At 60.5% G+C, this 24806-nt stretch carries 19 protein-coding genes and 3 pseudogenes; 15 read left to right on the plus strand and 7 right to left on the minus strand.

The genetic code is table 11. From position 1 onward, the window contains the following. Window positions 1–88: 88 nt before the first annotated feature. Window positions 89–631 carry an alpha/beta hydrolase gene (locus BSF40_RS09675; protein ID WP_095964955.1) on the minus strand — a complete coding sequence of 181 codons (543 nt, stop codon included), beginning with the start codon at window positions 629–631 and terminating at the stop codon, window positions 89–91. Here BSF40_RS09675 and BSF40_RS09680 point away from each other — a divergent pair. The 5 genes and pseudogenes from BSF40_RS09680 to BSF40_RS32700 all read left to right on the plus strand — a co-directional run bounded on the left by BSF40_RS09680 (window position 630) and on the right by BSF40_RS32700 (window position 2863). Beyond that, entirely contained in the window at window positions 630–1031 is a 402-nt protein-coding gene (locus BSF40_RS09680; RefSeq protein ID WP_095964956.1) for a hypothetical protein, read from the plus strand. The genes BSF40_RS09675 and BSF40_RS09680 overlap by 2 nt on opposite strands. After that, window positions 1031–1168, plus strand: a complete 138-nt coding sequence (locus tag BSF40_RS32690; RefSeq protein ID WP_172435685.1) for a hypothetical protein — start codon at window positions 1031–1033, stop codon at window positions 1166–1168. Before BSF40_RS09680 ends, BSF40_RS32690 begins: the two co-directional genes overlap by 1 nt. A 220-nt stretch (window positions 1169–1388) precedes the next feature. Further along, a pseudogene (locus BSF40_RS09690) lies at window positions 1389–1709 on the plus strand (DUF1214 domain-containing protein); the annotation flags it as partial. A gap of 113 nt (window positions 1710–1822) precedes the next feature. Next, window positions 1823–2536 (plus strand): AraC family transcriptional regulator ligand-binding domain-containing protein, encoded by a 714-nt coding sequence (locus BSF40_RS32695; RefSeq protein ID WP_172435686.1) that lies wholly within the window; start codon window positions 1823–1825, stop codon window positions 2534–2536. Between the two features lie 6 nt (window positions 2537–2542). Further along, window positions 2543–2863 (plus strand): helix-turn-helix domain-containing protein, encoded by a 321-nt coding sequence (locus BSF40_RS32700; RefSeq protein ID WP_172435687.1) that lies wholly within the window; start codon window positions 2543–2545, stop codon window positions 2861–2863. A 38-nt stretch (window positions 2864–2901) separates the two neighbouring features. Here the strand turns inward: BSF40_RS32700 and BSF40_RS09700 are convergent. Then, a pseudogene (locus BSF40_RS09700) lies at window positions 2902–3210 on the minus strand (fatty acid--CoA ligase); the annotation flags it as partial. Window positions 3211–3228: 18 nt separating this feature from the next. Here BSF40_RS09700 and BSF40_RS09705 point away from each other — a divergent pair. Next, window positions 3229–3471, plus strand: a pseudogene (locus BSF40_RS09705) (GlxA family transcriptional regulator); the annotation flags it as partial. A gap of 19 nt (window positions 3472–3490) precedes the next feature. On the opposite strand, the gene BSF40_RS09710 reads toward BSF40_RS09705, so the two are convergent. The 5 genes from BSF40_RS09710 to BSF40_RS09730 all read right to left on the minus strand — a co-directional run bounded on the left by BSF40_RS09710 (window position 3491) and on the right by BSF40_RS09730 (window position 9839). After that, window positions 3491–4102, minus strand: coding sequence for a recombinase family protein (locus tag BSF40_RS09710; RefSeq protein WP_095944581.1), 612 nt, complete (start codon window positions 4100–4102; stop codon window positions 3491–3493). 587 nt (window positions 4103–4689) lie between these two features. Continuing rightward, on the minus strand, window positions 4690–5700 hold the full coding sequence (locus BSF40_RS09715) for a YeiH family protein (protein WP_095964959.1): 1011 nt from the start codon (window positions 5698–5700) through the stop codon (window positions 4690–4692). A gap of 58 nt (window positions 5701–5758) precedes the next feature. After that, window positions 5759–7075, minus strand: a complete 1317-nt coding sequence (locus BSF40_RS09720; RefSeq protein ID WP_095964960.1) for an MFS transporter — start codon at window positions 7073–7075, stop codon at window positions 5759–5761. A 141-nt stretch (window positions 7076–7216) separates the two neighbouring features. Further along, window positions 7217–8872, minus strand: coding sequence for a 3-(methylthio)propionyl-CoA ligase (locus BSF40_RS09725; RefSeq protein ID WP_305887517.1), 1656 nt, complete (start codon window positions 8870–8872; stop codon window positions 7217–7219). Between the two features lie 37 nt (window positions 8873–8909). Further along, window positions 8910–9839, minus strand: coding sequence for an alpha/beta fold hydrolase (locus BSF40_RS09730; protein ID WP_095965135.1), 930 nt, complete (start codon window positions 9837–9839; stop codon window positions 8910–8912). Between BSF40_RS09730 and BSF40_RS09735 the strand changes: the two genes are divergently transcribed. The 9 genes from BSF40_RS09735 to BSF40_RS09775 all read left to right on the plus strand — a co-directional run bounded on the left by BSF40_RS09735 (window position 9792) and on the right by BSF40_RS09775 (window position 24168). Then, window positions 9792–11093 (plus strand): AraC family transcriptional regulator, encoded by a 1302-nt coding sequence (locus BSF40_RS09735; protein ID WP_256589448.1) that lies wholly within the window; start codon window positions 9792–9794, stop codon window positions 11091–11093. The genes BSF40_RS09730 and BSF40_RS09735 overlap by 48 nt on opposite strands. A 271-nt stretch (window positions 11094–11364) precedes the next feature. Further along, entirely contained in the window at window positions 11365–12234 is an 870-nt protein-coding gene (locus tag BSF40_RS09740) for a TauD/TfdA family dioxygenase (protein WP_218195153.1), read from the plus strand. A 114-nt stretch (window positions 12235–12348) separates the two neighbouring features. Further along, window positions 12349–12825 carry a 2,4'-dihydroxyacetophenone dioxygenase family protein gene (locus BSF40_RS09745; protein ID WP_095964963.1) on the plus strand — a complete coding sequence of 159 codons (477 nt, stop codon included), beginning with the start codon at window positions 12349–12351 and terminating at the stop codon, window positions 12823–12825. 250 nt (window positions 12826–13075) lie between these two features. Continuing rightward, entirely contained in the window at window positions 13076–15082 is a 2007-nt protein-coding gene (locus BSF40_RS09750; RefSeq protein WP_095964964.1) for a DUF1302 domain-containing protein, read from the plus strand. Between the two features lie 36 nt (window positions 15083–15118). Further along, window positions 15119–16477: a DUF1329 domain-containing protein gene (locus tag BSF40_RS09755; protein ID WP_095964965.1), complete on the plus strand. Its 1359-nt coding sequence runs from the start codon at window positions 15119–15121 to the stop codon at window positions 16475–16477. A 108-nt stretch (window positions 16478–16585) separates the two neighbouring features. Then, window positions 16586–17659: a YCF48-related protein gene (locus BSF40_RS09760; RefSeq protein ID WP_095964966.1), complete on the plus strand. Its 1074-nt coding sequence runs from the start codon at window positions 16586–16588 to the stop codon at window positions 17657–17659. A 28-nt stretch (window positions 17660–17687) separates the two neighbouring features. Beyond that, a complete protein-coding gene (locus tag BSF40_RS09765; protein WP_095964967.1) occupies window positions 17688–20180 on the plus strand; it encodes an RND family transporter in 2493 nt (830 codons plus the stop codon). Window positions 20181–20187: 7 nt separating this feature from the next. Continuing rightward, window positions 20188–21966, plus strand: a complete 1779-nt coding sequence (locus BSF40_RS09770; protein ID WP_095964968.1) for an acyl-CoA dehydrogenase C-terminal domain-containing protein — start codon at window positions 20188–20190, stop codon at window positions 21964–21966. 72 nt (window positions 21967–22038) lie between these two features. Next, window positions 22039–24168 (plus strand): 3-hydroxyacyl-CoA dehydrogenase NAD-binding domain-containing protein, encoded by a 2130-nt coding sequence (locus BSF40_RS09775; protein ID WP_095964969.1) that lies wholly within the window; start codon window positions 22039–22041, stop codon window positions 24166–24168. Window positions 24169–24806 lie beyond the last annotated feature (638 nt).

Below are 24806 nucleotides of genomic sequence, written 5' to 3' on the forward strand. Positions count from 1 at the left end.
CCGCAGCGGCGAGGTCGGCGACGAGCAGGACTGAGCCCTTTCACGCGTGGACGTAGCGCCCCGGCGCCGGCTCCAGCGCTGGATAGCGCTAGCTGCCGGTCGCCGCGGGTGCCGGACGCTCAGCCCCGGCACGCTTGATCACCCAGTCCGCCCAGTGCTGGCAGCAGATGCCCGGCTGCTCGCTGGCCTGCGCCAGCCAGTCAGCCGCCGTCATGGTCGGCGCTGGGCCGGTGAAGTGGCGCGCCTTAGGGTTACTCGGCGGATTAACCAGGCCGGCGATGTGCCTGGCGTTGTTCAGCAAGAAACTGCGCTGGCCGCCGAACAGCTGGGCCGTGCGGTAGCAGCCCTGCAAGGGCGTTAGATGGTCGCCCTGGGCCGCCATGAAGTAACTGTCGCAGCGGATCGCTTCGGCACACAGCGGTGAGCCGAGCACACTCAGCCGCCCTCTAAGCAGGGGGTTGTCGCGGAAGATCTCGAGGAACTGGCTGTGCAGCGCCGTCGGCAGTCGGGTGCTGTCGGCGTTCCGGGCGATTAGGTCGATCTCTGGCGGCGCCTCGCCCATCAGGTAGTTGTTGTGCCAGTAGTTCCACACCAGGTCGTTGGGTCGCAGCCAGGCGAAGGCTGCGCCCATGTCGCGGGCACTTAGCACTCCGGCCTTGGCGGCGCGCCAGCGGGCCAGCCTGAGCAGCGGCTTCGGCAAGGCGATACCGACGCGGATCGCACGGGTGGATGGAAGCCTGATGGCGATCGCCTGGCTATGGGAGCACCGGCGCGACGCAGCTGGTGAGGGCTCCTACAGCTTCACGATGCTGACGCTCAACGCCGACGAGCACGCGAGGTTACCCCTGGTGTTCGCCGTGCTGCGCCAGTATTTCACTGATGACGCCGACCGCCAGCAGGTCATCGCCTTGCAGGACAAGTGCCAGCTGAGCGCCTATGGCCTGTCTGGATGGCAGGCGCCGGCCGCCCAGGTGTTTCACCGCTGGATGTGCAGGCCGACCCGCTGGCCGATTTCAAGGCCTTGCAACTGATGCTGCAGGAGTGTCCGCCGCCCAAGGCCGACACCGCGATTCTGGCCAGCTTTGCCGCCATCGGCCTCGGCCTTGGGCAACCCATGGGTTTCACCGCGCTCGATAGCGATACCCGCCGCGGCCTGGAACGCGCCTAGGCCGATGGCCGCGCCAAGGTGATCGCCACCGTCAGGGGCATGCCCGGCAGATTGTCGAGCAACGGTTGGCTGTATCCGCTGAAGCACATCGGCACTTACGGCGACGACTACCTGTACCGCACCGGCATGGCGCTGTTGGGCACCGTGGCGTTGCCGATCGCGGAAACCATCTACCTGATGTACCAGAAGGACGCGACCGGCCAGCTGCTCGACGGCAACGCGCTATCGCGTGCATTTCCCCACCGGCGAGCTGCCCGCGGTCGAAGCCTTCTGGTCGATTCATCTGTATCGCTACGAGGGCTACACGGTGATCCCCAATTCGCTCAACCGCTATTCGCTGAGCAGTCGCTCGCACCTGCAGCAGGCGGCGGACGACTCCATCACCCTGTACCTGCAGGCCGACGACCCGGGCGGCGAGCAAAGCGCCAACTGGCTGCCGACCGAAGCCGGCAAGCCGTTCCTGATGATCTTGCGTGGCTACGAGCCGAAAGGCGCGTTTGCCGCCCTGACCTGGTCTGGGCCGAAGGTTAGCCGCGTCTGAGTTGCCGCGCGGTGCCCCGGATTAAACCCCCGGGGCGTTTTTTCATCTTGCTGGATCGGACCCTGGCGGCCATCCTGTGGCGTAACCGCCTCTTCGATCGATCCCCCGAGTTCATGAGCCAGCCCACCGCAACCCCTTCAACGCTGGCCCAGACCACCCTGGCCACCGTGGTGAGCGCCATCGCCAGTACCCTGCAGGGCGAGTACGGCATCGCCCCGCAACCCGTGCTGCTGAGCGTCGGCATCGACCCGGCGGTGATGCAGGACAGCGAACGACGACTGACGGTGACTACGCTCAGCCCGCTGTGGCTGCGCTGTGTCGAGTTGACCGGCAATGAAGCCTTCGGTTTGCGCTCGGCCCGCTACTACCAGCCCGTCCAGTTCTATGGCGTCGACCTGGCGCTGTGCACCAGTGCCACGTTCGGCGAGGCGCTGCAACGGCATGTCCAGTTCATCCGCGTGCTGACCACCGCCGCCCTGCCGCAACTGCAGACCGAAGCCAACGGTGACCACCGCCTGGAGGTCCGTCGCCACGGTCCGCAACCCCCCGCGGATGCGGCGCTCGACTGCTTCTTCCATACCTTCTATATCCGCCTGTTTGAGCGCCAGACCGGCCTGTTGTCCCGGCAACTGTTGCGGCGCCTGGAGCTGCCCCGGCAAGCGCCCAAGGACCCCGCGCCCTGGCTGGCCCTAGGCGTGCCGGTGGTGTTCGGCTGCCCGTGCGGGGCCATGGTGTTCAAGGCCGAGGCCTGGAGCCTGCCGCTGCCCGGGGCCAATCCGCAGCTACTGGCGCAGTTGGAACAACCGATCCTGCGCCACCTGGCGTAACTCGGCTTGCCGCTGCCCGCCAGTGCCTTGCGCGCACGCCTGGCCGAGATGCTTACGGGCGAGCCCGACCTGGAACTGTTGTCCCGCGCGCTGGAAATCAGCCCGGCGCTGTTGAGCAGCAATCTGAGCCAGCAGGATCTGAGCTTCAACCAATTGCTCGACCAGGCCCGCGAGGCGCAAGCCTTGGTGTTGCTGGCCAATCCGGCCCTGAGCCTGGAACAGGTCGCCAGCCAACTCGGTTTCAGCAGCGCCAGCAGCCTGGGGCGCGCCTTTCGCCGCTGGCAGGACAACACGCCGTTGAATTATCGACGCCAAGTGCTCGGCTAACTCGAAACTGACGCCCCACTGCGGCGGCGGGGCTTGGTTCAAGCCCCGCTGACGGCCCACTCGCGCAGCACGTTCTTGGTCACCTTGCCGGCGGCATTCCGCGGCATGGCGTCGAGCAGCTGCACCCGGCGCGGCACCTTGTAGTTGGCCATCTGCACGCGGCACCAGGCGATCGCGCTGGCGCTGTCGAGCACCTGGCCGGGCGCCGGCAGCAGGAAGGCCATGGCCACCTTGCCGAGGCGTTCGTCGGCAATGCCGATCACCGCGGCCTGGGCCACGCCCGGGTAGCGCAGCAGGCTCTGCTCGATCTCCGCCGGATAGACGTTGAAGCCGCCGGTGATGAACATTGCTAGTCCATTCCGAGCCTCAACATGATGCTGCATCTGATTGGCCGCGTGCACGACCGTGACCTGGCGGCCGCCATCTCCGAAATGTTCATCTACGAACGCATCCGAAATGAACAGGATCACCAACGTGTGCCGATCAGGCATACGCTTGGCACCAACCAGCCGAAACTCCAGGAGATTGTCATGCTGATGGAGGCCAACCTGGAGGAACTTATCGAGCTCGAAGAACTGGCATGCCACGTAGGCGTTTCACGTCGTCAGAAGAAGTAGACAAGGTCAGTTAGACCTTGTCTCTAATTCTTAGAACGGTAGTGGTGCTGCAATCGGCGTGACGGGCTGTTGCTCGGATGCCTAGGCCGGCCTTCAGCAGCTCAGCGACCCGCTTATGCAAGTCGGCGTCGACCGGGCGCCCCTTGTACATCCCTTCATCCTTGGCCTTCTTGATGCCTTGGGCCTGGCGCTCGCGACGCTGCTCGTAGTCCTTGCGTGCGATGGCGGCCATCATTTCCACTAGCATCGAGTTAATTGCGCCCAGCATGCGGCTGGTGAACTCGTCGCTCTTGCTGCTTTGCATACCCTGGTGACTGGTAGGCAGGTCGAGCGCGACTATGCGCAGGCCCTTTGAGTCGATGGCGGTCTTCAGCTTCTGCCAATCCTCAGCGGGGAGGCGGGAGAGGCGATCGATGGACTCCACCAGCAGCACGTCGCCCTTGCGCGCATCTTTCAGCAGGCGCAGCAGCTCCGGCCGGTCGGCCCGGGCGCCGCTGGCATTCTCCATGTATTCGGCAGCGATCACTCGATCATGGCTAGCAGCGAACTGCTCCAGTGCCTCGCGGGCGCGGCTGGCATCTTGCTCGACGGTGGAGGCGCGGAGGTAGGCGCGGACGAACATGTTTCCTTGCTCCTGTATCACTTGAGGTGCTTTTTAAATACTGTTGCACTTTGGGTGTTACTTTTCAAGGAGTCAGTGCGAAAAAATCCCTGTCACTCTGTTTCTAATTAGGTATACCCTTTGTGACGTAGAAAGGGGAGCGCTAATAGATAGTTGCTTCGGTGAGTCGGATTTTCCTGCCCAAGATGAAACCGGTGCTCGTGCGCGCGTATCGCTCCGAAGAGTCTGAAATGGCAATCGCGGATCGCTAGAAAATCAGAACGACTGAGCCGCAAAACCTGCGAGCCTTCGCCAGAGCAGAGCAGAGCAGAGCAGAGCAGAGCAGAGCAGAGCAGAGCAGAGCAGAGCAGAGCAGAGCAGAGCAGAGCAGAGCGATAGCAATATGCAGGTCATAAATGGCGAGCAAGGGAAGGTAATATTAGACTCGTAGAAGCGCTCGCGACTTCAATCAACGCTAGATGGCGTAAGCGAACTGGAGCAAGCAAACTTCTAAATAAAAAATGCCGCGTAACGGAGTAGCGGTACAAACTCCGACGCGGCAAAAGCTCTGTTTGACGAGAGCGTCGATAACCCCGCAGGGGTTCGGTTTACATGGCCCAGTGCAGCATTGCCAGCACCAGTGCGCCAAGAAATACGGTTTCTCCTACCATCAATAGAATGGGCTTGATCCCCACTGAGGCCAGCTCTTTAAGCTGCGTCTTCATGCCCAGTGCACTGATGGCTATCACCAGGCACCAACGTGACAGGCTGTTGCCTGCGTCCTGAACCACCTGTGGAATGAAGCCGGTGCTGTTGACTGCGGCAAGGATGACGAATCCCACCGCGAACCATGGCAGCAGAGGTGGTCGCTTGCTGCCAGGTTCGACCCCTTGGGCGCGGGTGATCATGGCCGCGCACAGAATCACCGGTAGCAGCATCGCCACGCGCATCAATTTCACGACCGTGGCGCTGTCGCCGGTCTCACGGGACATGCTGTAACCGGCGCCAACCACCTGGGCGACGTCGTGAATGGTTCCGCCTAGGAAAAAGCCGGCATGGAGCGGCGTCAGATTGAAAAATTTGGCGATCATCGGGTAGAGGATCATTGCCAGGGTGGATAGAGCGGAAACACCGATGACCGTGAACAGCGTCGCCCGCTCTTTCTTCTCATGACTGGGCAGCGCTGCCGCCAAGGCCAGAGCCGCCGAAGCGCCACAAATTGCGGTGGCGCCTCCCGTAAGCAGGCCGAACAAAGTGCTGAAGCCCATGGCGCGAGCCGCGACGATGGACACCAGAATAGTCACCACAACCAGTGTCACCACCATCACAACCGGCTGCCAGCCAAGCGCAACGATCTGCTCCAGGGTGATGCGAATGCCCAGCAACGCAACACCGACCCGGAGGATCTCGCGGGCTGTGAACTCGATGCCCGGCTTGCACACCCCGTCACCGGAAAGGAAATTCATCGCCATGCCCAGTAGAAGTGCGAAGAGCATCACCGGCGCGCCGTAGTGCTCGGAGAGGAATGTGGCCGCAGCGGCGACCATGGCGCTGACGATAAAGCCGGGCATCAGCAATTGGCTGCGTACCCCCAGCGAAGCAATGGTTGCGGAGCTCATGCAAGACTCTCCTGGGGGCAGGGCAGTGGTTGTGTCACGGGCAGTTTGATGGGGGCGTTCATGACATTCTTCCGGCCGGCGTCGCACCTGCGACTGTCGGCATCAGTTTCTGGATATCGCGTTGGTAGTGGCGCTTGCCGTAGCAGAACACGAGGGCTGCTGCGATGCTGATCAGTGGGATCATCTGGAAAGCACGATCAAGGCCAAAGGCGTCAGCCAGCAGGCCCGTGACATAGGGGCCGGGCCCTTGGCCAAGCAGGTTATTGGACAAGGCCAGAATGGCAAAGGCCGTGCCGTGCACCGAAGGGTGGGTCAAGTTGGCGATGGCGGCGCCGGCGGGGCCAAACGTGCCAGTGACCACCAGCATGGCCAGAGCGATGACTACCAGTTGTGCCACTCCGGGGGGCAACAGCATGGCCGCTGACAGCAATAGGCTAGTGATCAGGCAGTAGGCGACGGCCAGGGAAATCTTGCGCTCGGGAGCTTTGCGGCACAGGCGGTCGCTGAGGATGCCGCAGAGGATCATGCCGGCGCCACCCGCCAGGATCAGGACGGCGGAGATCATGCCAGCCCGATCGGTGCCCATGTGGTAGTAACGGTTCAGGTAGCTGGGCAACCAGGCTATCAACGAGGCGCCGATGAACATCTGCAGGCCGCTGCCGATATAGGCACTGATGACCGAACGACTGGCAAACAGCGAACGTAGTGGACTCTTGCCGTTTGCTTCGGCGTGTTGGTTTGCGGTCTGAGTGCAGTTACCAAGGCGCCGCTCTTTTACGACCAGTGGATAGATGATGGCGAGCGTCAGGCCGAATATCGCCATGACGATGAAAGCAGAGCGCCAGCCCAGGTGCGCGGCGATGATGCCACCAAGCGCCATGCCCAGTACGGAGCCAAACATGGCGCCAGCCATGAAGGTGCTGATGAGGGTCGCACGCATCTGCTTGGGAAAGACGGAAAGCACCACAGCTACGCCGACGCTGGCATAGGCTGCCTCGCCGATGCCGACCAACGACCTGGCGAGAAGCATGTGTTGGTAATTTTGTGCAAAGCCGGAGCCCAGTGTAGCCAAGCTCCAAATCGCGGCCATCAGCACCAGGCTGCGGACCCTGCCCCAGCGGTCGGCCATTAATGACATGGGTACGGTCAACAGACCCACCATCAGACCGACGATGCCGCTCAGCAGGCCGAGCTGGGAGTCGCTCAGTGCCCACTCGGATTTGAGCAGCGGAAAGATTGCGTTGAGCACTTGTCGTGACATGTAGTCTGAAATCAGCAGACCGAAACTGAGTGCAAATACGCACCAGGCATACAGTCGGGGCGTGCTGGCGGTTGAAGTTTCGATAGTGTCAGCAAGGGCGTGGTGAACATTCATGGCGATTCCTTGTATCTGCGCTTCTTGTTGTTATTGGATTGTCTTGATCGGACTCGTGAACCGGGCCTTGAGTAGCGCCCGGCTCGGGCAAGCATGGGAACGTGTTACTACCCGCCCGAGCGCGTTGAGGGAGGCAGGCCCTCAGGCGGTGGGCAGTCGGTAGTCCTGGAACATCTCGCGAAGCTTGTTCTTCAACATCTTGCCGGTCGCGCCGAGTGGGATGCTGTCGACGAATACCACATCATCCGGGGTCCACCATCTGGCGATCTTGCCTTCATAGAATCCAAGCAATTCGTCGCGCGAAAGTTCGCTGCCGGGTTTGCGGGTCACGACCAGGAGCGGGCGTTCATCCCATTTCGGGTGGTAGGCCGCAATACACGCAGCCATCGCAACCGCCGGGTGAGCCATGGCGATGTTTTCCAGATCAATGGAACCGATCCACTCACCTCCAGACTTGATGACATCCTTGCTGCGGTCGGTGATCTGCATGAAGCCCTCGGCATCGATGGTCGAGACATCGCCTGTCGGGAACCAGCCATCCACCAGCGAATCGCCGGCGTCGCTCTTGTAGTAGGAGGAGATGATCCAGGGACCGCGCACCATCAGTTCGCCCGAGGTTTTGCCGTCGCGGGGGAGTTCCTTGCCATCATCGCCGACGATCTTCATGTCGACGCCGTACACGACCCGACCTTGTTTGGCCTGCAGGACGCGGCGGTCGGCGCTGTCCATGGCGAGGTGCCTGGCCTTGGGGGTGCAAACGGTCCCGAGCGGACTTAGCTCGGTCATGCCCCAGACGTGCAGCACCTGTACGTCATAGCGGTCCTCGAAGGCCGCCATCATGGCCGAAGGGCAGGCCGAGCCACCGATTATCGTCCGGCGCATGGTCGAGAATGTCTTGCCCGTTGCCTCGACATGGGCGAGCAGACCTTGCCAGACGGTGGGCACGCCGGCGGACAGGGTGACTTTCTCCGCCTCGAACAACTCGTAGAGCGATGCGCCGTCGAGCAACGGTCCGGGTAAAACAAGTTTGGCGCCGACCATGCAGGCCATGTATGGCAAACCCCAGGCGTTGACATGGAACATCGGCACCACCGGCAGGACGGTGTCGCGCGCAGAGCAGTTCAAGGCATCGGGGAGGGCGGCGGCATGGGTGTGCAGAAGCGTCGAGCGGTGGCTGTAGAGCACGCCTTTGGGATTGCCAGTAGTACCTGAGGTATAGCACAGCGACGATGCGCTGTTTTCGTCGAAGGTTGGCCACACGAAGTCATCGGTGTGGGTTGCGATCAAATCTTCGTAGCACAGCAGATCGGGGATCGAGGTAACCGCCGGCATATGCGCTCGATCGGCCATGAGCACGAAGCGGGTGATGGTCGAGACTTTGTCGGCGATGGATTCGACCAGCGGCAGGAAGGTCAGGTCGAAGAAGAGCACGCGGTCTTCGGCGTGGTCGGCAATCCACTGCACCTGGTCGGCATGCAGGCGTGGGTTCAACGTGTGCAGCACGGCACCCGAGCCGGATACAGCGTAGTACAGCTCCATGTGGCGGTAACCGTTCCAGGCGAGCGTGCCGACGCGGTCACCAAAGCTGACGCCGAGCGTGGCGAGCGCATTGGCCAGGCAGCGTGCGCGCTGCCCGAGGTCGCAATAGGTTTGCCGATGGATATCGCCTTCGACCCGGCGAGAGACGACTTCCTGATCGCCATGGTGGCGCTCGGCATGGGTGAGGAGCGTCGAAATAAGCAGCTGCTGTTGCTGCATCAGTCCATTCATGTTGGACACCGTCTTATTGTTGTTCATGTGAAATACCTTGGCGTATAGCCAACGAGGGACCGACTCAGTTGTCGTCCAGTTGTTCGAGGAACTCGAGAAGCAACGCGTTGATCTGCTCTGGCGCTTCTTCCGCCGCGGCGTGGCCCACACCGGCTAGCAGTACCTTCTTGCGCAGCCCGACCAGGTAGGTTTCGAGCTGGTCATATAGTCCGCGAATCTGTGGCGGTTCGATGGAGGGGTCGTTGGCACCGCCGATGAACATGCTGGGCTGCTTTATCACTGCGCCATCGAGAAAAGCGGAGATCTCCCAGTTGCGGTCGCGGCAGCGGTAGTAGTTCAGGGGGCCGGTGAAACCGGCACGGGTGTACTCATCCACGTAGTAGTCAATCGCTTGCGGGCTCAACCAGGCGGGGAACGCAACAGGGTCGGTGAAAGCATTGAGGATGGGCTCGTCCGGCTCGATGAACAGGCGCCAGCGCTCGGCACCGACCGCATCGCCCGAGACCGAGTAGAAGATGCTGCGCAAGGTCTTGCGCGTGTCGGCGGCCAGTTCACGGTCCGGCTTTTCCAGCTGCTGGAAGTACAGGTGGTGGTAGCCCTTGCCCTTGGCCATCGCCCGCAGCCCATCCGTGGGCCTGATCCGGCCGCGCGGAGGCACTGGCGTGTTCAGCATGACCAGTGCACGAAACAGCTCGGGGCGCAGCATGGCGCAGGCTTGGGCTACCCAGGCACCGAGGTCGTGGCCGACGACGATGGCCGAGGTTTCGCCCAGGGCCTCCATCAGGCAGACGATGTCACCCACCGCTTGGCTCATGTCATAGGCCTCTACCGCCGCTGGGCTGTCGGACATGCCGAAACCTCGCAGGTCAGGCGCGACCACCCGATAACCAGCAGCGGCCAAGGCCGGGATCTGGCCCCGCCACATGTACCAGAGGTAGGGGAATCCATGCAGGAGTATGATCAGGGGCCCCTGGCCTTCCTCGACGTAGTGCATCCGGATGCCGTTGATCTCAACGAAGTGGTGAGCGAACGCGTCTGGAGCGTCAACGTCCCGCAGGGGCTGGTCCTGGAAATTTTCCAAATTCATCGCAGTACTCGTCATCTTGTTGTTGTACGAGAAGAGCTTGACGAGATAGGGGTGGCTGAGTTTGGCTATTCAGGACACCAACTTATCAAAACGGGACGGGGTGATCGCATGTCCAGCCTGATTCGCAGTGCCTGTTTGACCGGCTATGCGTCCATCGCCCACGCAGTTGGGCTGGACCCGTTCCGGATGTTGCGGCTGGCCAAATTGCCCCCCCGCGTGCTTGACGATCCGAATCTTCTGATCAACGGCTATTCGGTCTGTTGGCTGCTGGAAGAGTCGGCACGGCTTTCCGGTCAGGAAGCCTTCGGCCTGTTGATGGCGGAGCGCCGAGACTTGGCCGACTTTGGCATGCTTGCCCTTATGATGCGCGAGGAACCCACCCTGCGCGCTGCGATGGAGTCGTCCGCGCGCTATATGCGACTTCATAACGCCGGTGTGCAATTGCGCCTTGAGGACGCCGGAGACCTAGTGCTTCTACATGTGGATATACAGCAGAAGTACCCGGGGCTTTTGCGCCAGGTGGTCGAAATCTCAACAGGTATTATTTTTCGGTCCTATCGAGCGCTGGCGCACGATGCTTTCAAACCGGTGAACATCTGTTTCAGCCACGAACGTCCAGCCAAGCTGGACGTTCATCGCCGCGTGCTCGGAACGGAAATCGACTTCGGGCAAGAGTTCAACGGCATTGTCTGCCGGGCACGTGACGTGGACTTGCCCATTGCCGCAGCCACACCCAAGCTCAATCGAGAAGTGAAGCGCTGGCTGGACATGCAGTTGACGGACGAGGGCGATGAGCCTCTGGATCAGGCGCGCCAGGTCATCAGGGTACTGCTGCCCACCGGAACCTGTTCGATCGATCGTGTCGCCGAGCACTTGGGGTTGCATCGCCGCACACTCAATCGGCGCTTGGCGGAAGTCGGCGAGACAGGGCTTTCCGTGGTCAATGCGGTGCGCGTCGAACTCGCCGAAGAGTACCTGTTGACCAGCAAGCGCAAGCTCTACGAAATCGCGGGTCTGGTGGGTTTTTCATCAGGCGCCGACTTCTCTCGCTGGTTCCGTCACCAGTTCAGCATGTCCCCGTCGGAGTGGGCCATACAGCATCGTGCGCGGGCGGCAACCGGGTCCACCCAAATCGCACCGAGCCCTCCCGGAAAGCCTTGACGAAGCCGGATACCCAGCCGCCCTCGTTGTCCGAAAATGCCAACAAGTTGTCCCGTCTTGCAAAAGCCGGGGCGACGGCAATCCCTAGCATCTCTCCAAGGAACCGAAACGGTGCCACTGGCTCGCTTTGATCCTGTCTGATTTGCCGGGCATGCGATTGCATGCCGGCGTACGCCAGAGACTGGAGATTTCAATGATAAAAAAAACAGCTTTCCAAAACAGTTCATCGCCATCCCCGGCGATTGTCCGTCCTTCGGCTCTTCGACATTCGATCAAGGTTGAACTGTGCACGCCGAACATCGGCGCCGAGATCAGCAACATCAGCCTGGCCGACGCTGCCCAAGACCCTGAAATGATCGCAGAGATCCGGGCGCTGTGGCTCAAACACAAAGTGCTGTTCTTTCGCGATCAGGACATCACTCCGATGGAGCAACAGAATTTCGCGGCGCAATTCGCTGAACTGGAAGCTCATCCCGTTGCGCCCAGCCATCCTGAGGCGGACAAGTTGCTGATGCTGTACCGCAATCTCGACCCCGACAAGCAGAATATGGTCGAAAAGATCAGCCGCGAAAACCTGTGGCATGCCGATGTCACCTTCAAGAAGGCGCCGCCCCGCGGCGCGGTGTTGCGCTGTGAACTGGGTCCGGAGTCCGGCGGCGACACCATTTGGTCCAACATGGTGATGGCCTATGAAAGCCTGCCTGAGGCCATCAAACAACGAATCGATGGCATGTACGCCAAGCACGATGCCGAGCACGCCTTTTTCGCCCAGATGCCGATCGCCGATCGTCACGCGATGGCCGCGAAGAACCCCGTCGCTGAGCACCCGGTTGTGCTTATCCATCCTGAGACGGGCGAAAAGGTGTTGTTCGTCAATTCGGCGTTCACCACCCATTTCTCGAACTTTTACACCTTCAAGGACGTCCGCTGCGGCCAGGACTTCAAGCCAGAAGCCAATACTCTGTTGAATTACCTGATTTCCCAGGCCGCGATTCCGGAATACCAGGTGCGTCTGAAGTGGCGACCCAACACGGTCGCGATGTGGGACAACCTGCTGTGCCAGCACTACGCAGTAGCCGATTACGGCAATGCACCGCGCAAGATGCTGCGCGCGACATTGACCGGTACCCCTCTTAACTGATTCACCCAATTCCCAGAGGTCTTCGCCTCGTGCTGGATCAGTCGAGCGCGTGCATCGCCGTCGGTCAAACCGCGCGGTCAGCTTCTGGAAAAAACAATAGAAACGGAGATAGTTATGCTTTTTCAACAAGTTGAAACAGCCGTCATGCACGGCGAGTCGCTGCCTTGGGTTCCCTTCACCCCTTTTGCAGACAACGTCCTGCTGAAGTACTTCAAGCTCGACCCAATTCGCGGCGAGATCATTGTGATGATGAAGGCGCCCATCGACATGGTCCTGCCCAAGCACCATCACTCTGGCACCGTCATCGTCTACACCATCGAAGGCCACTGGAAGTACAAAGAGCACGACTGGATTGCGGGTCCGGGCAGCGTTGTCTACGAGACCGCCGCATCCACTCACCAGCCGGAAGTGGTCAGCACTGAAGACGGTGACTACATGGTGACGCTGGTGATCGTGAGCGGCGACCTCATCTTCGTCGATGAAAACGACAAGGTCCTGGCCATCGAGAACTGGAAAACCTCGCTTCAGCGCTACATGAATTACTGCGAGGCGAACGGGATCGAACCACAGGATCTTACAGCCTTCCACTAAGGCTAAAGGGCCCTCGACACCGATAGCTATCCACGAAGCTGGTGTCGGGGCCGCCCGCCTTGAGCGAGCGGTTCAATTCACTGTTCGAATGTCAGGTTACTACGTCCTTTTCCCTGCTTGCCGGTAACAGGTGCCAGGGCCGACGACAGCGTTCGCTGGTGTCGCCCCGTCAGTTCCTGTCAGTCAGGCCGAGGGCGGGATTCCGCCGTTCCAAGTATCCCCAACAATAATAAGAAATGGAGCCAGCCATATGAAACACAGTCAGCCCTTCATCTTGCGTCGCAGTCCGCTGGCCATAGCTGTTGTCGTTGCAATCATGCCGGTCGCCGGCCACGCGTTCGAGTTCGATACCGGTAGCCCGGATTGGTCTGTGCGCCTGGACAACACCGTCAAGTACAACTACGGCGTACGCACCGAAAGCGCCGACAAGCGCATGCTCGGCTCGCCGAACAACAACGATGGTGATTACAACTTCCGTAAGTCCGGGACCAACATCACCAACCGTGTCGACCTGTTGACCGAGATGGATGTTGTTTATAAACAGAACATGGGCTTTCGTGTCAGCGCCGCCAGTTGGTACGACAAAGCCTATGAGAACACCGGTTCCAACTCCAACCCGTTCGTCAACGGCAATGATGCACGCTCTGGCCTGGTCGCCAACGACCCGCGCCTGGCCGGTGTCACCAACGACAACGTCGGCAATGGCAGTCCGCACCTGAGCAACTACGCCCAGCGTTACTACACCGGTCCGTCCGGGGAAATCCTCGATGCCTTCGTGTTCTACAGCACCGAAGTGGGCGAGGAATCGATGCTGAGTGTCAAGGCCGGCCAGCACAACGTATTCTGGGGTGAGACCATTCTCAACCCGGTGCATTCGGTCAGCTACGGCCAGTCCGGCCTCGATCTCGCCAAGCTCGCCGCATCGCCGGGTACTGAGGCCAAGGAGCTGTTCGTTCCGCGTAACCAGCTGTCGATGTCGTTCACTGTCAATCCCGAGTTGACCGTGGGGGCCCAGTATTTCCTGAAATGGGATGCTGCGCGTCTGCCGGAAGCGGGCACCTACTATGGCGGTTCCGACCTGGTGGGCTTCGGCGCGCAGTCGTTCCTGCTGGGCAACACCAACTCCATCACGCCGGGCAGCCCGCTCGGTTGCGGCGTCGCCCCCTGCAACGCATTGACCAACGTGGTTCGTGGTCATGACCTGAACCCTGGCAATCAAGGCGACTGGGGCGTAATGGCCAAGTGGTCACCGGAGTGGCTGGACGGCACCCTCGGCGTCTACTACCGCAAGACCTCGGACATCCTGCCGCAGGCCTGGCTCGACACTCGCGGGGTCACCTCGGCCAACCCCAATGGCACGCGTCCAGCGGGCCAGGTGCCGGCTGTTGTCAACACGCTGAACTCGTTGAGCACCGCCACTTATCAACTGGCGTACTCCGACGATATCGATATCTACGGTTTGAGCCTGTCCAAGGATTTCGGCGGCATCAGTGTTGGCAGCGACCTGAACATTCGCGAAAACATGCCGCTGGCCAGTATCCCGGCCATCGTCAGTTCCACCAGCCCGCTGGGCTTCGGGCAAGGTCTTGGCCTGTTGCCAGCACGTACCGCGGCCACTGGCGTCATCTACGACGTCCCGCACAACGGCGACAGCATGAGCGCCACCGGCGAAACGCTGCACTGGACGCTCAACGGTTTGATGACCCTGCCCAAGACGCCGGTGTACGACCAGGCCGTACTGCTCGCTGAACTGTATTACAGCAACCTGCTCAAGCTCGATGACAAGAACTCGGCACTCTACAAAGGCAAGAGCACTTACCGCGGTATCGATGCGCCGACCCGCGACAACTGGGGTATTGCCGTCAACTTCACACCGACCTGGTACCAGGTGTTCCCGGGCGTGGACTTGAACACGCCGATGTCCGTGAACGTTGGCCTCGATGGTGTTTCCCCTGTGGTCGGCGGTGGCGCCAAGGACACTGGCACCTACGCCGCTGGCATCGGCGCCATCGTTTACAACAAATACTTTGTCGACCTCAAGTATGTGGATTCCTTTGGCAAGACTGACAAGTGCAACGTCAGCGGCAACAGCACCGGTGCAGCCAACGCCGGAGGTGGCGATGGATCGACCCCGAACGCCTTCAGTGGCAACGAAAACTATGCCTGCTACGCCGGTGGCTATTCGGCCTTCTCGGGAGGCGGCGCAACCACAGAAGACCGTGGCGCTGTGTACCTGACGCTGAAAACCACCTTCTGATACACCCATTGCTTAGATACTAAGCAGGAGAACAACATGAAATTCGTCAAAACTTTACTGGCCGCTTCCCTGGCCATGACGTTGGGCGCACATGCGCAGGCGGCCGTAACCGCCGAGGAAGCTGCCAAGCTCGGCACCAGCCTGACGCTGGTCGGCGCTGAAAAAGCCGCCAATGCCGATGGATCGATTCCGGCCTACGCCGGTGGCCTGACCACCGCGCCGGCCAGCTTCAAATCGGGCGACACCATGCGTCCGGACCCCTTTGCCAGCGAGAAGCCGCTGCTGGTGATCGATGGCAAGAACGTCGACAAATACAAGGGCATGCTCACTGCCACCACGGCTGAGCTGGCCAAGCGTTTTCCCACGTTTCGTGTTGATGTCTACCCGACTCACCGCACCGTTGCGTTGCCTCAGAATGTGCTGGACAACAGCGTGAAAAACGCCAGCGGCGCCAAGTCCCTGCAAGGCGGCCTGGCCATCGATAACGTTCTGCCTGGTGTGCCGTTCCCGGTCCCGCACAATGGTGCCGAAGCGATGTGGAACTTCCTGCTGCGTTACCAGGGCGTCAACATCACCACCAAGTATGATTCCTGGAACGTTGACTCGGCGGGGGTGCCAAGCCTGGCCACTACCGGACAGACGTTCATCAACTACCCAATCTACGAGAACATGTCGCAGCCGATCAGCAGTGCGGACGTGTACTACCAGATCAAGGTGGCCTACACAGGTCCCGCACGTCGTGCCGGCGAGGCTCTGATGATCAAGGACGCCGCCGACCCGTTGCAACAGCCACGCCGCGCCTGGCAGTACCTGCCGGGCCAGCGGCGAGTCAAGTTGGCTCCCAGCCTGGCCTATGACACGCCTAACCCAGGTACCTCCGGTGCAGGGACCTTCGACGACGGGTTTGTGTTCAACGGCGCGCTGGACCGCTACGACTGGACGCTGGTGGGCAAGCAGGAAATGATCCTGCCTTACAACACCTACAAGCTGACCTACGTTGCAGACCCCAAGTCGCTGACCACCCCTAACCACCTGTCACCCGACTTCGTGCGTTGGGAGAAACACCGTGTGTGGGTCGTTGAAGGCAATCTCAAGCCAGGTGCTCGTCACATCTACCAGAAGCGTCGCTTCTACCTGGATGAAGACAGCTGGACAGCTTTGGCTTCCGACCAGTACGACGCACATGGTCAGCTCTACCGTGGTTCCTTCGCTTTCCTCAGTCAGAGCTATGACAAACAGGTGCCGGACTCTACGCCGTTCATGATCTACGACCTGGTCGGCGGGTCCTACAACATCAATGGTGTGGTAGGTCCCTACGGCGGCATCAAGTACATCGAGCCGCTCTCCAAGGCGCAGTGGTCAGCTGAGTCCCTGGCCGGTGCAGGCATCCGCTAAGCATCCCGCGATAAAGCGCCCAGATGATTCACACCCTAACTGGGCGCCTGACTCCAGCGCCGGGTGCGCCTTGCGCGCCCCAGCGCAGTTTTCTCAAGAGGATGCAGTATGGGTTCTTACAAAAAGTGCCTGTTGCTGGCACTGGGCGCCTCACTGGTTCTGTCACAGGGAATCGCCCAGGCCACCAACTTCATTGACGTGCTGGACCAGCCAGCCAGGCTCAGTACCCTGGCCGTGCGCAGCCCTTTGCTGGCCACGGCCCGCGCGGGTGATCGGCTGGTCGCTGTCGGGCAGCGTGGTCACATTCTCTACTCCGACGACTCCGGCAAGAACTGGCTTCAGGCCAGTGTGCCGGTCAGTGCTGACCTCAATGCCGTCTCGTTTCCTACGCCACAACAAGGTTGGTCCGTGGGTAGCGATGGTGTCGTGCTGCACAGCAGCGATGCCGGCGCAACCTGGAGCAAACAACTCGATGGCCGCCAGATCGGCGACTTGCTGGTCAAGCACTACAGCGCCCTGGCCCAGGCAGAACCTGGCAATGAACAATGGCCGCAGCTCGTCGAAGACGGCCAGCGGTTGACGAAAGAGGGCGCCGACAAGCCGCTGCTCGACGTCTGGTTCGCCAATGACCAACTCGGTTACGTGGTGGGTGTATTCAATCTGATCCTGCGCACTGAAGACGGTGGCAAGCACTGGACCCCGTTCCAGGACCGTATCGATAACCCGCAGGGGCTGCACCTCAATGCCATCGCCACTGCCGGCGATGCGCTGTACATCGCCGGCGAACAGGGCTTGCTGCTCAAATTCGATGACACGCAGCAGCGTTTCCTGGCTCTGCCAACACCTTATCAAGGCAGCTTTTTCGGTGTGGTCGGCAAGCCTGGCGAAGTCCTGGTCTACGGGCTGCGCGGACATGTGTTTCGCAGCACCGATGGCGGCGCCAACTGGGCCCCACTCAATACGGGGCTGCAAGTGAACATCACCGCCGCCACCCTGGACACCGACGGCCATTACGAGCTGTTTACTCAGGCCGGGCAACGGTTGGTCAGCCAGGATGGCGGGCAAGGCTTGAAATTGATGGCTCAGCAAAACCCGTCACCGGTTGCCGGCGCCGTTCAGGCAGCCGACGGCACATTGGTGTTGGTCGGCAACCGTGGTGCGCGCGTGCTTTCACAAGAATAAGAACTGTATCAATTCGAGGTACCCAGACATGGGCAATATCCAACAAGACACGATGCCGGTGATTTGCAACTTGCAAGACTTCGATCGAAGTTCCGGAAACCGGCTGGAAAGGTGGGTCTTCAATCACCGCCCCCTGTTCATGTTGCTCATGGCAGTGATCACCCTGGTACTGGGTTACATGATGGCGACCCGTCTCGAGCTGCGTCCCAGCTTCGAGAAGATGATTCCGCAGAGCCAGCCGTACATTAAAAATTTCCTGGAGAACCGCAAGTCTTTGCGCGGCTTGGGCAGCTCGGTGCGGGTGGTGGTTGAAAACACCGAAGGAGACGTCTTCGACCCCGATTACCTGAACGTGCTCAAACAGGTTAACGACGAACTGTTCCTCACCGAAGGCGTCGACCGCGCATGGATGAAGTCGCTGTGGAGCCCGTCGGTACGCTGGACCGAAGTCACCGAGGAAGGTTTCCAGGGTGGACCGGTGATGCCAGACACCTATCAGGGTACGCCTGCGGATATCGAACAACTGCGCGAGAACATCAACCGCTCCGGCATTGTCGGTAACCTGGTAGCCAGCGACTTCAAGTCCACCATGTTGATCGTGCCGTTGCTCGACACTGCTTCGGCAACCGGACACAGCGTCGACTACCACACGTTCGCCAAGAAACTTGAAAGGCAAATGCATGACAAGGAGGGCTCCGGCAAATACAAAGTCCACGTGATCGGCTTCGCCAAGTTGGTCGGCGACCTGATTGACGGTCTGATCCAGGTAATGATGTTTTTCGGCCTGGCCGTGGTCACCTCGCTGGTGATCATCTACGCCTACACCCGCTGCGTGCGCAGCACCCTGCTGGTAGTTGGCTGCTCGCTGATCGCAGTGGTCTGGCAGCTGGGCATCGTCGCCTGGCTGGGTTATGCGATAGACCCGTACTCGGTGCTGGTGCCGTTTTTGATCTTCGCCATCGGCGTGTCCCACGCCGCGCAGAAAATGAACGGCATCATGCAGGACATCGCCCGCGGCACCCATAAACTGATCGCCGCGCGCTACACCTTCCGCCGCCTGTTCATCGCCGGGGTCACTGCGCTGTTGGCCGACGCCGTGGGTTTTGCGGTGCTGATGCTGATCGACATCCCGGTGATCCAGGACCTGGCCATTACCGCCAGTATTGGTGTCGCGGTCCTGATCTTCACCTCTCTATTGCTGATGCCGGTCGCGCTGTCGTACGTCGGCGTTGGCAAGAAGGCCGCCGAGCGCGCCTTGAAGATCGACAGCCGCGCTGCAGCGCATCGTGGCTTCGGAAAATTGTGGGACTTGCTCGACCGCTTCACCACTCGCAACTGGGCTATCGGCACTGTACTAGGTGCCTTGGTGCTGGGTATTGCCGGTTTCGCCGTCAGTATGCATCTGAAGATTGGTGACCTCGACAGTGGTGCTCCGGAGCTGCGTGCCGACTCGCGCTACAACCGCGATAACGCCTACATCACTGGCCATTACGCGCTGTCCAGCGACCTGTTCGCAGTGATGATCAAGACTCCGCCAGAGGGCTGCCTGAATTATCAGACGCTGGTCCTGGCCGACCGCCTGGCCTGGGAACTGCAGCAATATCCGGGAGTGCAAGCGACCTCATCGCTGGTCAATGCGGTGCGCCAGATCACTGCCGGATCTTTCGAGGGCAACCCCAAGCTCAATAACATCCAGCGCAATCAGGACGTGTTGAACTACGGCGCGCAACAGGCCTCGGTCAATGCGCCGGAGCTGTTCAACAACAACTGTTCGGTCATGCCGGTCATTGCCTACCTCAAGGACCACAAGGCCGAAACCCTGGATGCGGTGGTCGCCATCGCCGACAAGTTCGCCAGGGAAAACAGCACCCCGGATCGCCAGTTCCTGCTGGCCGCCGGAACTGCGGGTATCGAGGCGGCAACCAATATCGTGGTGCGTGAAGCCAATCACACCATGCTGCTGTACGTGTACCTGGCGGTGACGCTGTTCTGTCTGATCACCTTCCGCAGCTGGCGCGCCACGCTGGTGGCGCTTTTGCCGCTGGTACTGACCTCGATCCTCTGCGAGGCCTTGATGGTCGCCATGGGCATCGGCGTGAAAGTCGCCACCTTGCCGGTTATTGCCCTGGGTGTGGGTATCGGTGTGGATTACGCGCTGTACCTGCTCAGCGTGCAGTTGCATTACCAACGCAGCGGTATGCCGCTGTCCGAAGCCTACCGCAACGCCGTGGCCTTCACCGGTCGGGTGGTCGGCCTGGTCGGCATCACGCTGGCTGCCGGTGTGGTGAGCTGGGCCTGGTCACCGATCAAGTTTCAGGCCGACATGGGCATCCTGCTGACCTTCATGTTCCTGTGGAACATGCTCGGCGCGCTGATCCTGATTCCGGCCCTGTCCTACTTCCTGTTGCGTGGGCCCTCGCTGAACCGTCGTGCTGCGTCGGCTGAATCGGGGAGACAAAGCAGTGATAGCGACAATTCCAACAAACCGGGCGTGCCACATGCCCTCACAATGTCCGAGTAAGCCAATCATGTCTGTTTACAAAGCCCCCCTGCGCGACATGCGCTTCGTTCTCAATGAAGTTTTCGAGGTGTCCAGACTTTGGGCTCAATTGCCCGGGTTGGCCGAGGTGATCGACGAAGAGACGGCAGCCGCGATCCTTGAAGAGGCCGGCAACATCAGCACAGATATCATCGCTCCGCTGTTGCGCAGTGGCGACGAGCAAGGCTGCACCTGGAACGACGGTGAAGTGTCCACGCCGGACGGTTTCCCGGCAGCCTATCGTGCCTTTGCCGAAGGTGGCTGGGGCGGTGTCGGTGGCGATCCTGAGTTTGGCGGCATGGGCATGCCCAAGGCGATCTCCGCCCAGATTGAAGAAATGGTCAACTCGGCCAATCTGTCGTTCGGTCTGTACCCAATGCTGACGGCGGGTGCCTGCCTGGCACTCAAGGCCCACGCCAGCCAGGAACTCAAGGAACGCTATCTGCCAAACATGTACGCCGGCACATGGACCGGTTCGATGTGCCTGACCGAGGCCCACGCCGGCACCGATCTGGGGTTGATCCGCACCAAGGCCGAGCCCCAGGCTGATGGCAGCTACACAATCCGCGGCAGCAAGATTTTCATCAGCGGTGGCGAACACGATCTGAGCGAAAATATCATCCACCTGGTACTGGCCAAACTGCCGGGTGCTCCCGCCGGGGCAAAAGGCATTTCGCTGTTTTTGGTGCCCAAGGTGCTGGTCAATGCTGACGGCTCGCTGGGCGATCGTAACGCGCTGTCCTGCGGCTCCATCGAGCACAAGATGGGCATCAAGGCCTCGGCCACTTGCGTGATGAACTTTGACGGCGCCACCGGCTGGATCGTCGACGCGCCGAACAAGGGGCTGGCGGCGATGTTCACCATGATGAACTACGAGCGTCTGGGCGTTGGTATTCAGGGTCTGGCACAAGGCGAGCGCTCCTATCAGAACGCCGTCGAGTATGCCCGCGAGCGTATTCAGAGCCGTGCCCCGACGGGTCCGCAGGAGAGTGAAAAAGCCGCTGATCCGATCATCGTGCACCCGGACGTGCGCCGTATGTTGCTGACCATGAAGGCGTTGAATGAAGGCGGCCGTGCGTTCTCCAGCTACGTGGCCCTGCAACTCGACACGGCCAAGTACAGCGAAGACGAAACCGCCCGCACCCGCGCACAGGAACTGGTCGCGTTGTTGACACCGGTGGCCAAGGCGTTTCTCACCGATATGGGTCTGGAAACCACCCTGCATGGTCAGATGGTTTTAGGTGGCCATGGCTACATCCGCGAATGGGGCCAGGAACAATTGGTGCGCGACGTGCGCATCACCCAGATCTACGAAGGCACCAACGGCATCCAGTCGCTGGACCTGGCCGGGCGCAAGATCGTCGGCAGCGGCGGGGCGCTTTACCGCTTGTTCGCTTCGGAAATCCGTCACTTCACCGCCAATGACTGTGCCGATCTCGGCGAGTTTACCCAGCCGCTGAACGCAGCTGTCGATACCCTCGATGAGCTGACTGCCTGGTTGCTGGATCGGGCGCAAAACAACCCGAATGAAATCGGCGCCGCCTCGGTCGAGTATTTGCACGTGTTCGGCTACACCGCGTACGCCTATATGTGGGCGCGCATGGCCAAGGCGGCCATGGGCAAACAGGCCGAGGATGATTTCTACGCCAGCAAGATGGGTACGGCACGCTTCTATTTCGCTCGCGTGCTACCCCGTATCCACTCGCTCAGCGCCTCGGTCAAGGCCGGCAGTGACAGCCTCTATTTGCTGGATGCCGCACAGTTCTGAACATGATCAGTTTCAGGAAGAACCAACTGGGTGAAGACAGCTTGTTTGCTTCATCCGCCAGAGAGATCACCTATGAATAGCTTAATCAATTATCGCTGCGAAGGACCGCTGGCCTTGATCGGCCTTGCCAGTGCTCCCGTTAACGCTCTCGGCCAGGCCTTGCGCGAACAATTGCTGGAGGCCTGTGAACGCGCCGCCGCGGACGCCAGCGTGAAAGCGATTATTCTCCACGGCGAAGGTTCTGTGTTTAGCGCCGGCGCTGACATTTCCGAGTTTGGTAGCCCGGCGTCCTTCGCAAAGCCGGACCTGCCAAGTTTGCTGACCCGTCTGACCGAGTTAGACAAACCGTTAATCGCCGCCATCGGTGGGCTGGCATTGGGCGGGGGGCTTGAGCTCGCCATGGCCTGCGGCTACCGGGTGGCTGAAGCCGGCGCGCGTATGGGCCTGCCGGAAATCAAGCTTGGCTTGCTTCCCGGTGCTGGTGGTACGCAACGTTTGCCGCGTCTGATTGGCGCTGCGGCAGCGCTGAAATATATTTCGTCCGGCGAGCCGATCGGCACCCATCGAGCACAGGTGCTGGGGCTGCTGGATTGGGTGGCACCCACCGCGGATAGTTTGCTCGAAACGGCCAAGGCACTGGCCTTGGCACTGATTCACAGACAGGCGCCGGGCCGCCCGTGCCGCCCGTGCCGCCCGAACTGGCCGCACCCAACCCCGGGTACAGCCTTGCTGCCGGGTTATTTCGCCGACTATCGCGCGGCGAATCAGTCGCGCTGGAAAGGCCAGAGCGCGCCGCAACGGGTGGTGGCGGCGATTGAAGCAGCCTGCAATTTGCCGCTGGCCGAGGGCCTGGCCCGCGAGGGCGAGCTGTTCAAAGAGGCCGAGGCTTCCACCGAGTCCGAGGCCCTGCGCCATGTGTTCTTCGCCGAGCGTGAAGTCGGCAAATTGCCGGGGTTGGACACCGGCACGTCGATCCGTCCGGTCAACCGGGTCGCGGTCATTGGTGCTGGCACCATGGGCGGCGGGATTGCCATGAACTTCGCCAACGCGGGCATGGCGGTGACACTATTGGAACTCAGGGCCGATGCCCTGGAGCGCGGTCTGGCGCTGATCCGCAAGAACTACGAAACCAGTGTCGAGCGCGGCAAGCTCACCTCCGAGCAGATGGAGCAGCGACTGGCGCTGATCCACGGCACTCTGGATTATGCCAATATCGCCGACGCTGATCTGGTCATCGAGGCTGTGTTCGAGGAACTGGCAATCAAGCAGCAGGTGTTTCGTACCCTGGACGAGGAGTGTAAGGTCGGCGCGATTCTCGCCAGCAATACCTCGACCCTGGATGTCGACGCAATTGCCGCTGTTACGCGCCGTCCACAGGACGTCGTCGGTCTGCATTTCTTCAGTCCGGCCAATGTCATGCGCCTGCTTGAAGTAGTGCGCGGCGCAGCCACGGCCGCCGATGTCCTGGCCACGACGCTGAAAGTGGCCAAGCGCATTGGCAAGATCCCGGTGGTTTCCGGGGTGTGCTTCGGCTTCATCGGCAACCGCATGCTCGAACCTTACTCACGCGAGGCGCACCGTCTGCTTCTGGAGGGTGCCACGCCTGCGCAGGTTGACAATGTGCTCACCAGTCTTGGCATGGCGATGGGCGTCTTTGCCATGCACGATCTGGCGGGTATCGATGTCAGCTTCCTGGTGCGCGAGTCGCGCCGCGAGGTCTTAGCCCATGATCCCGGTTACTGCAAACTTGCCGATGCGCTCTACGCCCTCGGCCGTTTCGGTCAGAAAACCAATCGCGGCTATTACCTCTATGAAGGTCGCGAGCGCAAGGATGATCCAGAAGTGGTTGCACTCGCCGAGAAAATCGCTGGTGAGTTGGGCATTCAACGTCGAGTGATCAGTGATCAGGAAATTCATGACCGTTGTGTGTTGATGCTGGTTAACGAAGGTATCCAGCTTCTCGATGAAGGCATCTGCCAGCGCAGTAGTGACATAGATCTGGTCTGGATCAATGGCTACGGCTTCCCGGTCTGGCGCGGTGGGCCGATGCATTACGCCGAAGGGCTGGGGCTTGAACATTTGCTGGAGCGAATCGGTCATTACCGAGAGGTACTTGGTGGCTATGGCGCCATGTGGTTTCAGCCAGCCCATTTGTTGGAGCGCCTGGTTGCCTCTGGCAAGACAGGTGTCGAACGCCTCTGATTTTTGCGGCTATTGGCGGCCATCGCAAACTGGCCGCCCGTCCCTGATGATGTTCCGCGCGCGTACTGTTTAAGAAACTATGAAGTTTTCTCGCCCCTTTATGGAGCTGCAGAATCATCAATTTCTTCGTGGCGACTGCTGAAAAGAGCCCAATGGTTCTGGATTCGAACCACGTCATTCTCCGGTTTTGTTTTAAGGGCGATCAGCACGGCGACGCTCAGGCACTCGGGAGTCAGTGCTATGCGGGTTCTCGACTGCGATGGTGTTTTATCGTCGCACTGGGAAATTGCGAGTGATTCGCTCAGGGGGTCGACTTCATTGGGGGTCAACGGGATCAGCGCCGCTAGCGCATCGTTCTTTTTAGGTGCACCTCAGGTACTACACATAACAAGACAAAATGGGACGGACGAGTCTTGATTTCAGGGCTTAGGAAATGTGTTTTTCGTTGCACTTTGTCGGGATAACTCAAAGTGATACGTACCAATAAACTCGGGGCAGGTAGGGGGCGTCTGCTTAGAGGACATATCTCGAATAACTGCTCCTGGCCAATTTTCTGTCTTCCACGACCGGTTGAATCCACAACCCAATGCGGACATTCGCAACACACCGCCTACCTTCATGAGGCTGCGCCTGAGTTA

Source organism: Pseudomonas sp. ACN5 (assembly GCF_002303975.1).
GTDB lineage: Bacteria > Pseudomonadota > Gammaproteobacteria > Pseudomonadales > Pseudomonadaceae > Aquipseudomonas > Aquipseudomonas laurylsulfatiphila.

Excerpts from the sequence above, each read along its gene's own strand:
- BSF40_RS09680 (WP_095964956.1), top strand. The coding sequence starts at position 630 with ATGTCGCGGGCACTTAGCACTCCGGCCTTGGCGGCGCGCCAGCGGGCC.
- BSF40_RS09675 (WP_095964955.1), bottom strand. The coding sequence starts at position 631 with ATGGGCGCAGCCTTCGCCTGGCTGCGACCCAACGACCTGGTGTGGAAC.
- BSF40_RS32690 (WP_172435685.1), top strand. The coding sequence starts at position 1,031 with ATGCTGCAGGAGTGTCCGCCGCCCAAGGCCGACACCGCGATTCTGGCC.
- BSF40_RS32695 (WP_172435686.1), top strand. The coding sequence starts at position 1,823 with ATGAGCCAGCCCACCGCAACCCCTTCAACGCTGGCCCAGACCACCCTG.
- BSF40_RS09710 (WP_095944581.1), bottom strand. The coding sequence starts at position 4,102 with ATGTTCGTCCGCGCCTACCTCCGCGCCTCCACCGTCGAGCAAGATGCC.
- BSF40_RS09715 (WP_095964959.1), bottom strand. The coding sequence starts at position 5,700 with ATGAGCTCCGCAACCATTGCTTCGCTGGGGGTACGCAGCCAATTGCTG.
- BSF40_RS09720 (WP_095964960.1), bottom strand. The coding sequence starts at position 7,075 with ATGAATGTTCACCACGCCCTTGCTGACACTATCGAAACTTCAACCGCC.
- BSF40_RS09725 (WP_305887517.1), bottom strand. The coding sequence starts at position 8,872 with ATGAACAACAATAAGACGGTGTCCAACATGAATGGACTGATGCAGCAA.
- BSF40_RS09735 (WP_256589448.1), top strand. The coding sequence starts at position 9,792 with ATGCAGGAGTATGATCAGGGGCCCCTGGCCTTCCTCGACGTAGTGCAT.
- BSF40_RS09730 (WP_095965135.1), bottom strand. The coding sequence starts at position 9,839 with ATGCACTACGTCGAGGAAGGCCAGGGGCCCCTGATCATACTCCTGCAT.
- BSF40_RS09745 (WP_095964963.1), top strand. The coding sequence starts at position 12,349 with ATGCTTTTTCAACAAGTTGAAACAGCCGTCATGCACGGCGAGTCGCTG.
- BSF40_RS09750 (WP_095964964.1), top strand. The coding sequence starts at position 13,076 with ATGAAACACAGTCAGCCCTTCATCTTGCGTCGCAGTCCGCTGGCCATA.
- BSF40_RS09755 (WP_095964965.1), top strand. The coding sequence starts at position 15,119 with ATGAAATTCGTCAAAACTTTACTGGCCGCTTCCCTGGCCATGACGTTG.
- BSF40_RS09760 (WP_095964966.1), top strand. The coding sequence starts at position 16,586 with ATGGGTTCTTACAAAAAGTGCCTGTTGCTGGCACTGGGCGCCTCACTG.
- BSF40_RS09765 (WP_095964967.1), top strand. The coding sequence starts at position 17,688 with ATGGGCAATATCCAACAAGACACGATGCCGGTGATTTGCAACTTGCAA.
- BSF40_RS09770 (WP_095964968.1), top strand. The coding sequence starts at position 20,188 with ATGTCTGTTTACAAAGCCCCCCTGCGCGACATGCGCTTCGTTCTCAAT.
- BSF40_RS09775 (WP_095964969.1), top strand. The coding sequence starts at position 22,039 with ATGAATAGCTTAATCAATTATCGCTGCGAAGGACCGCTGGCCTTGATC.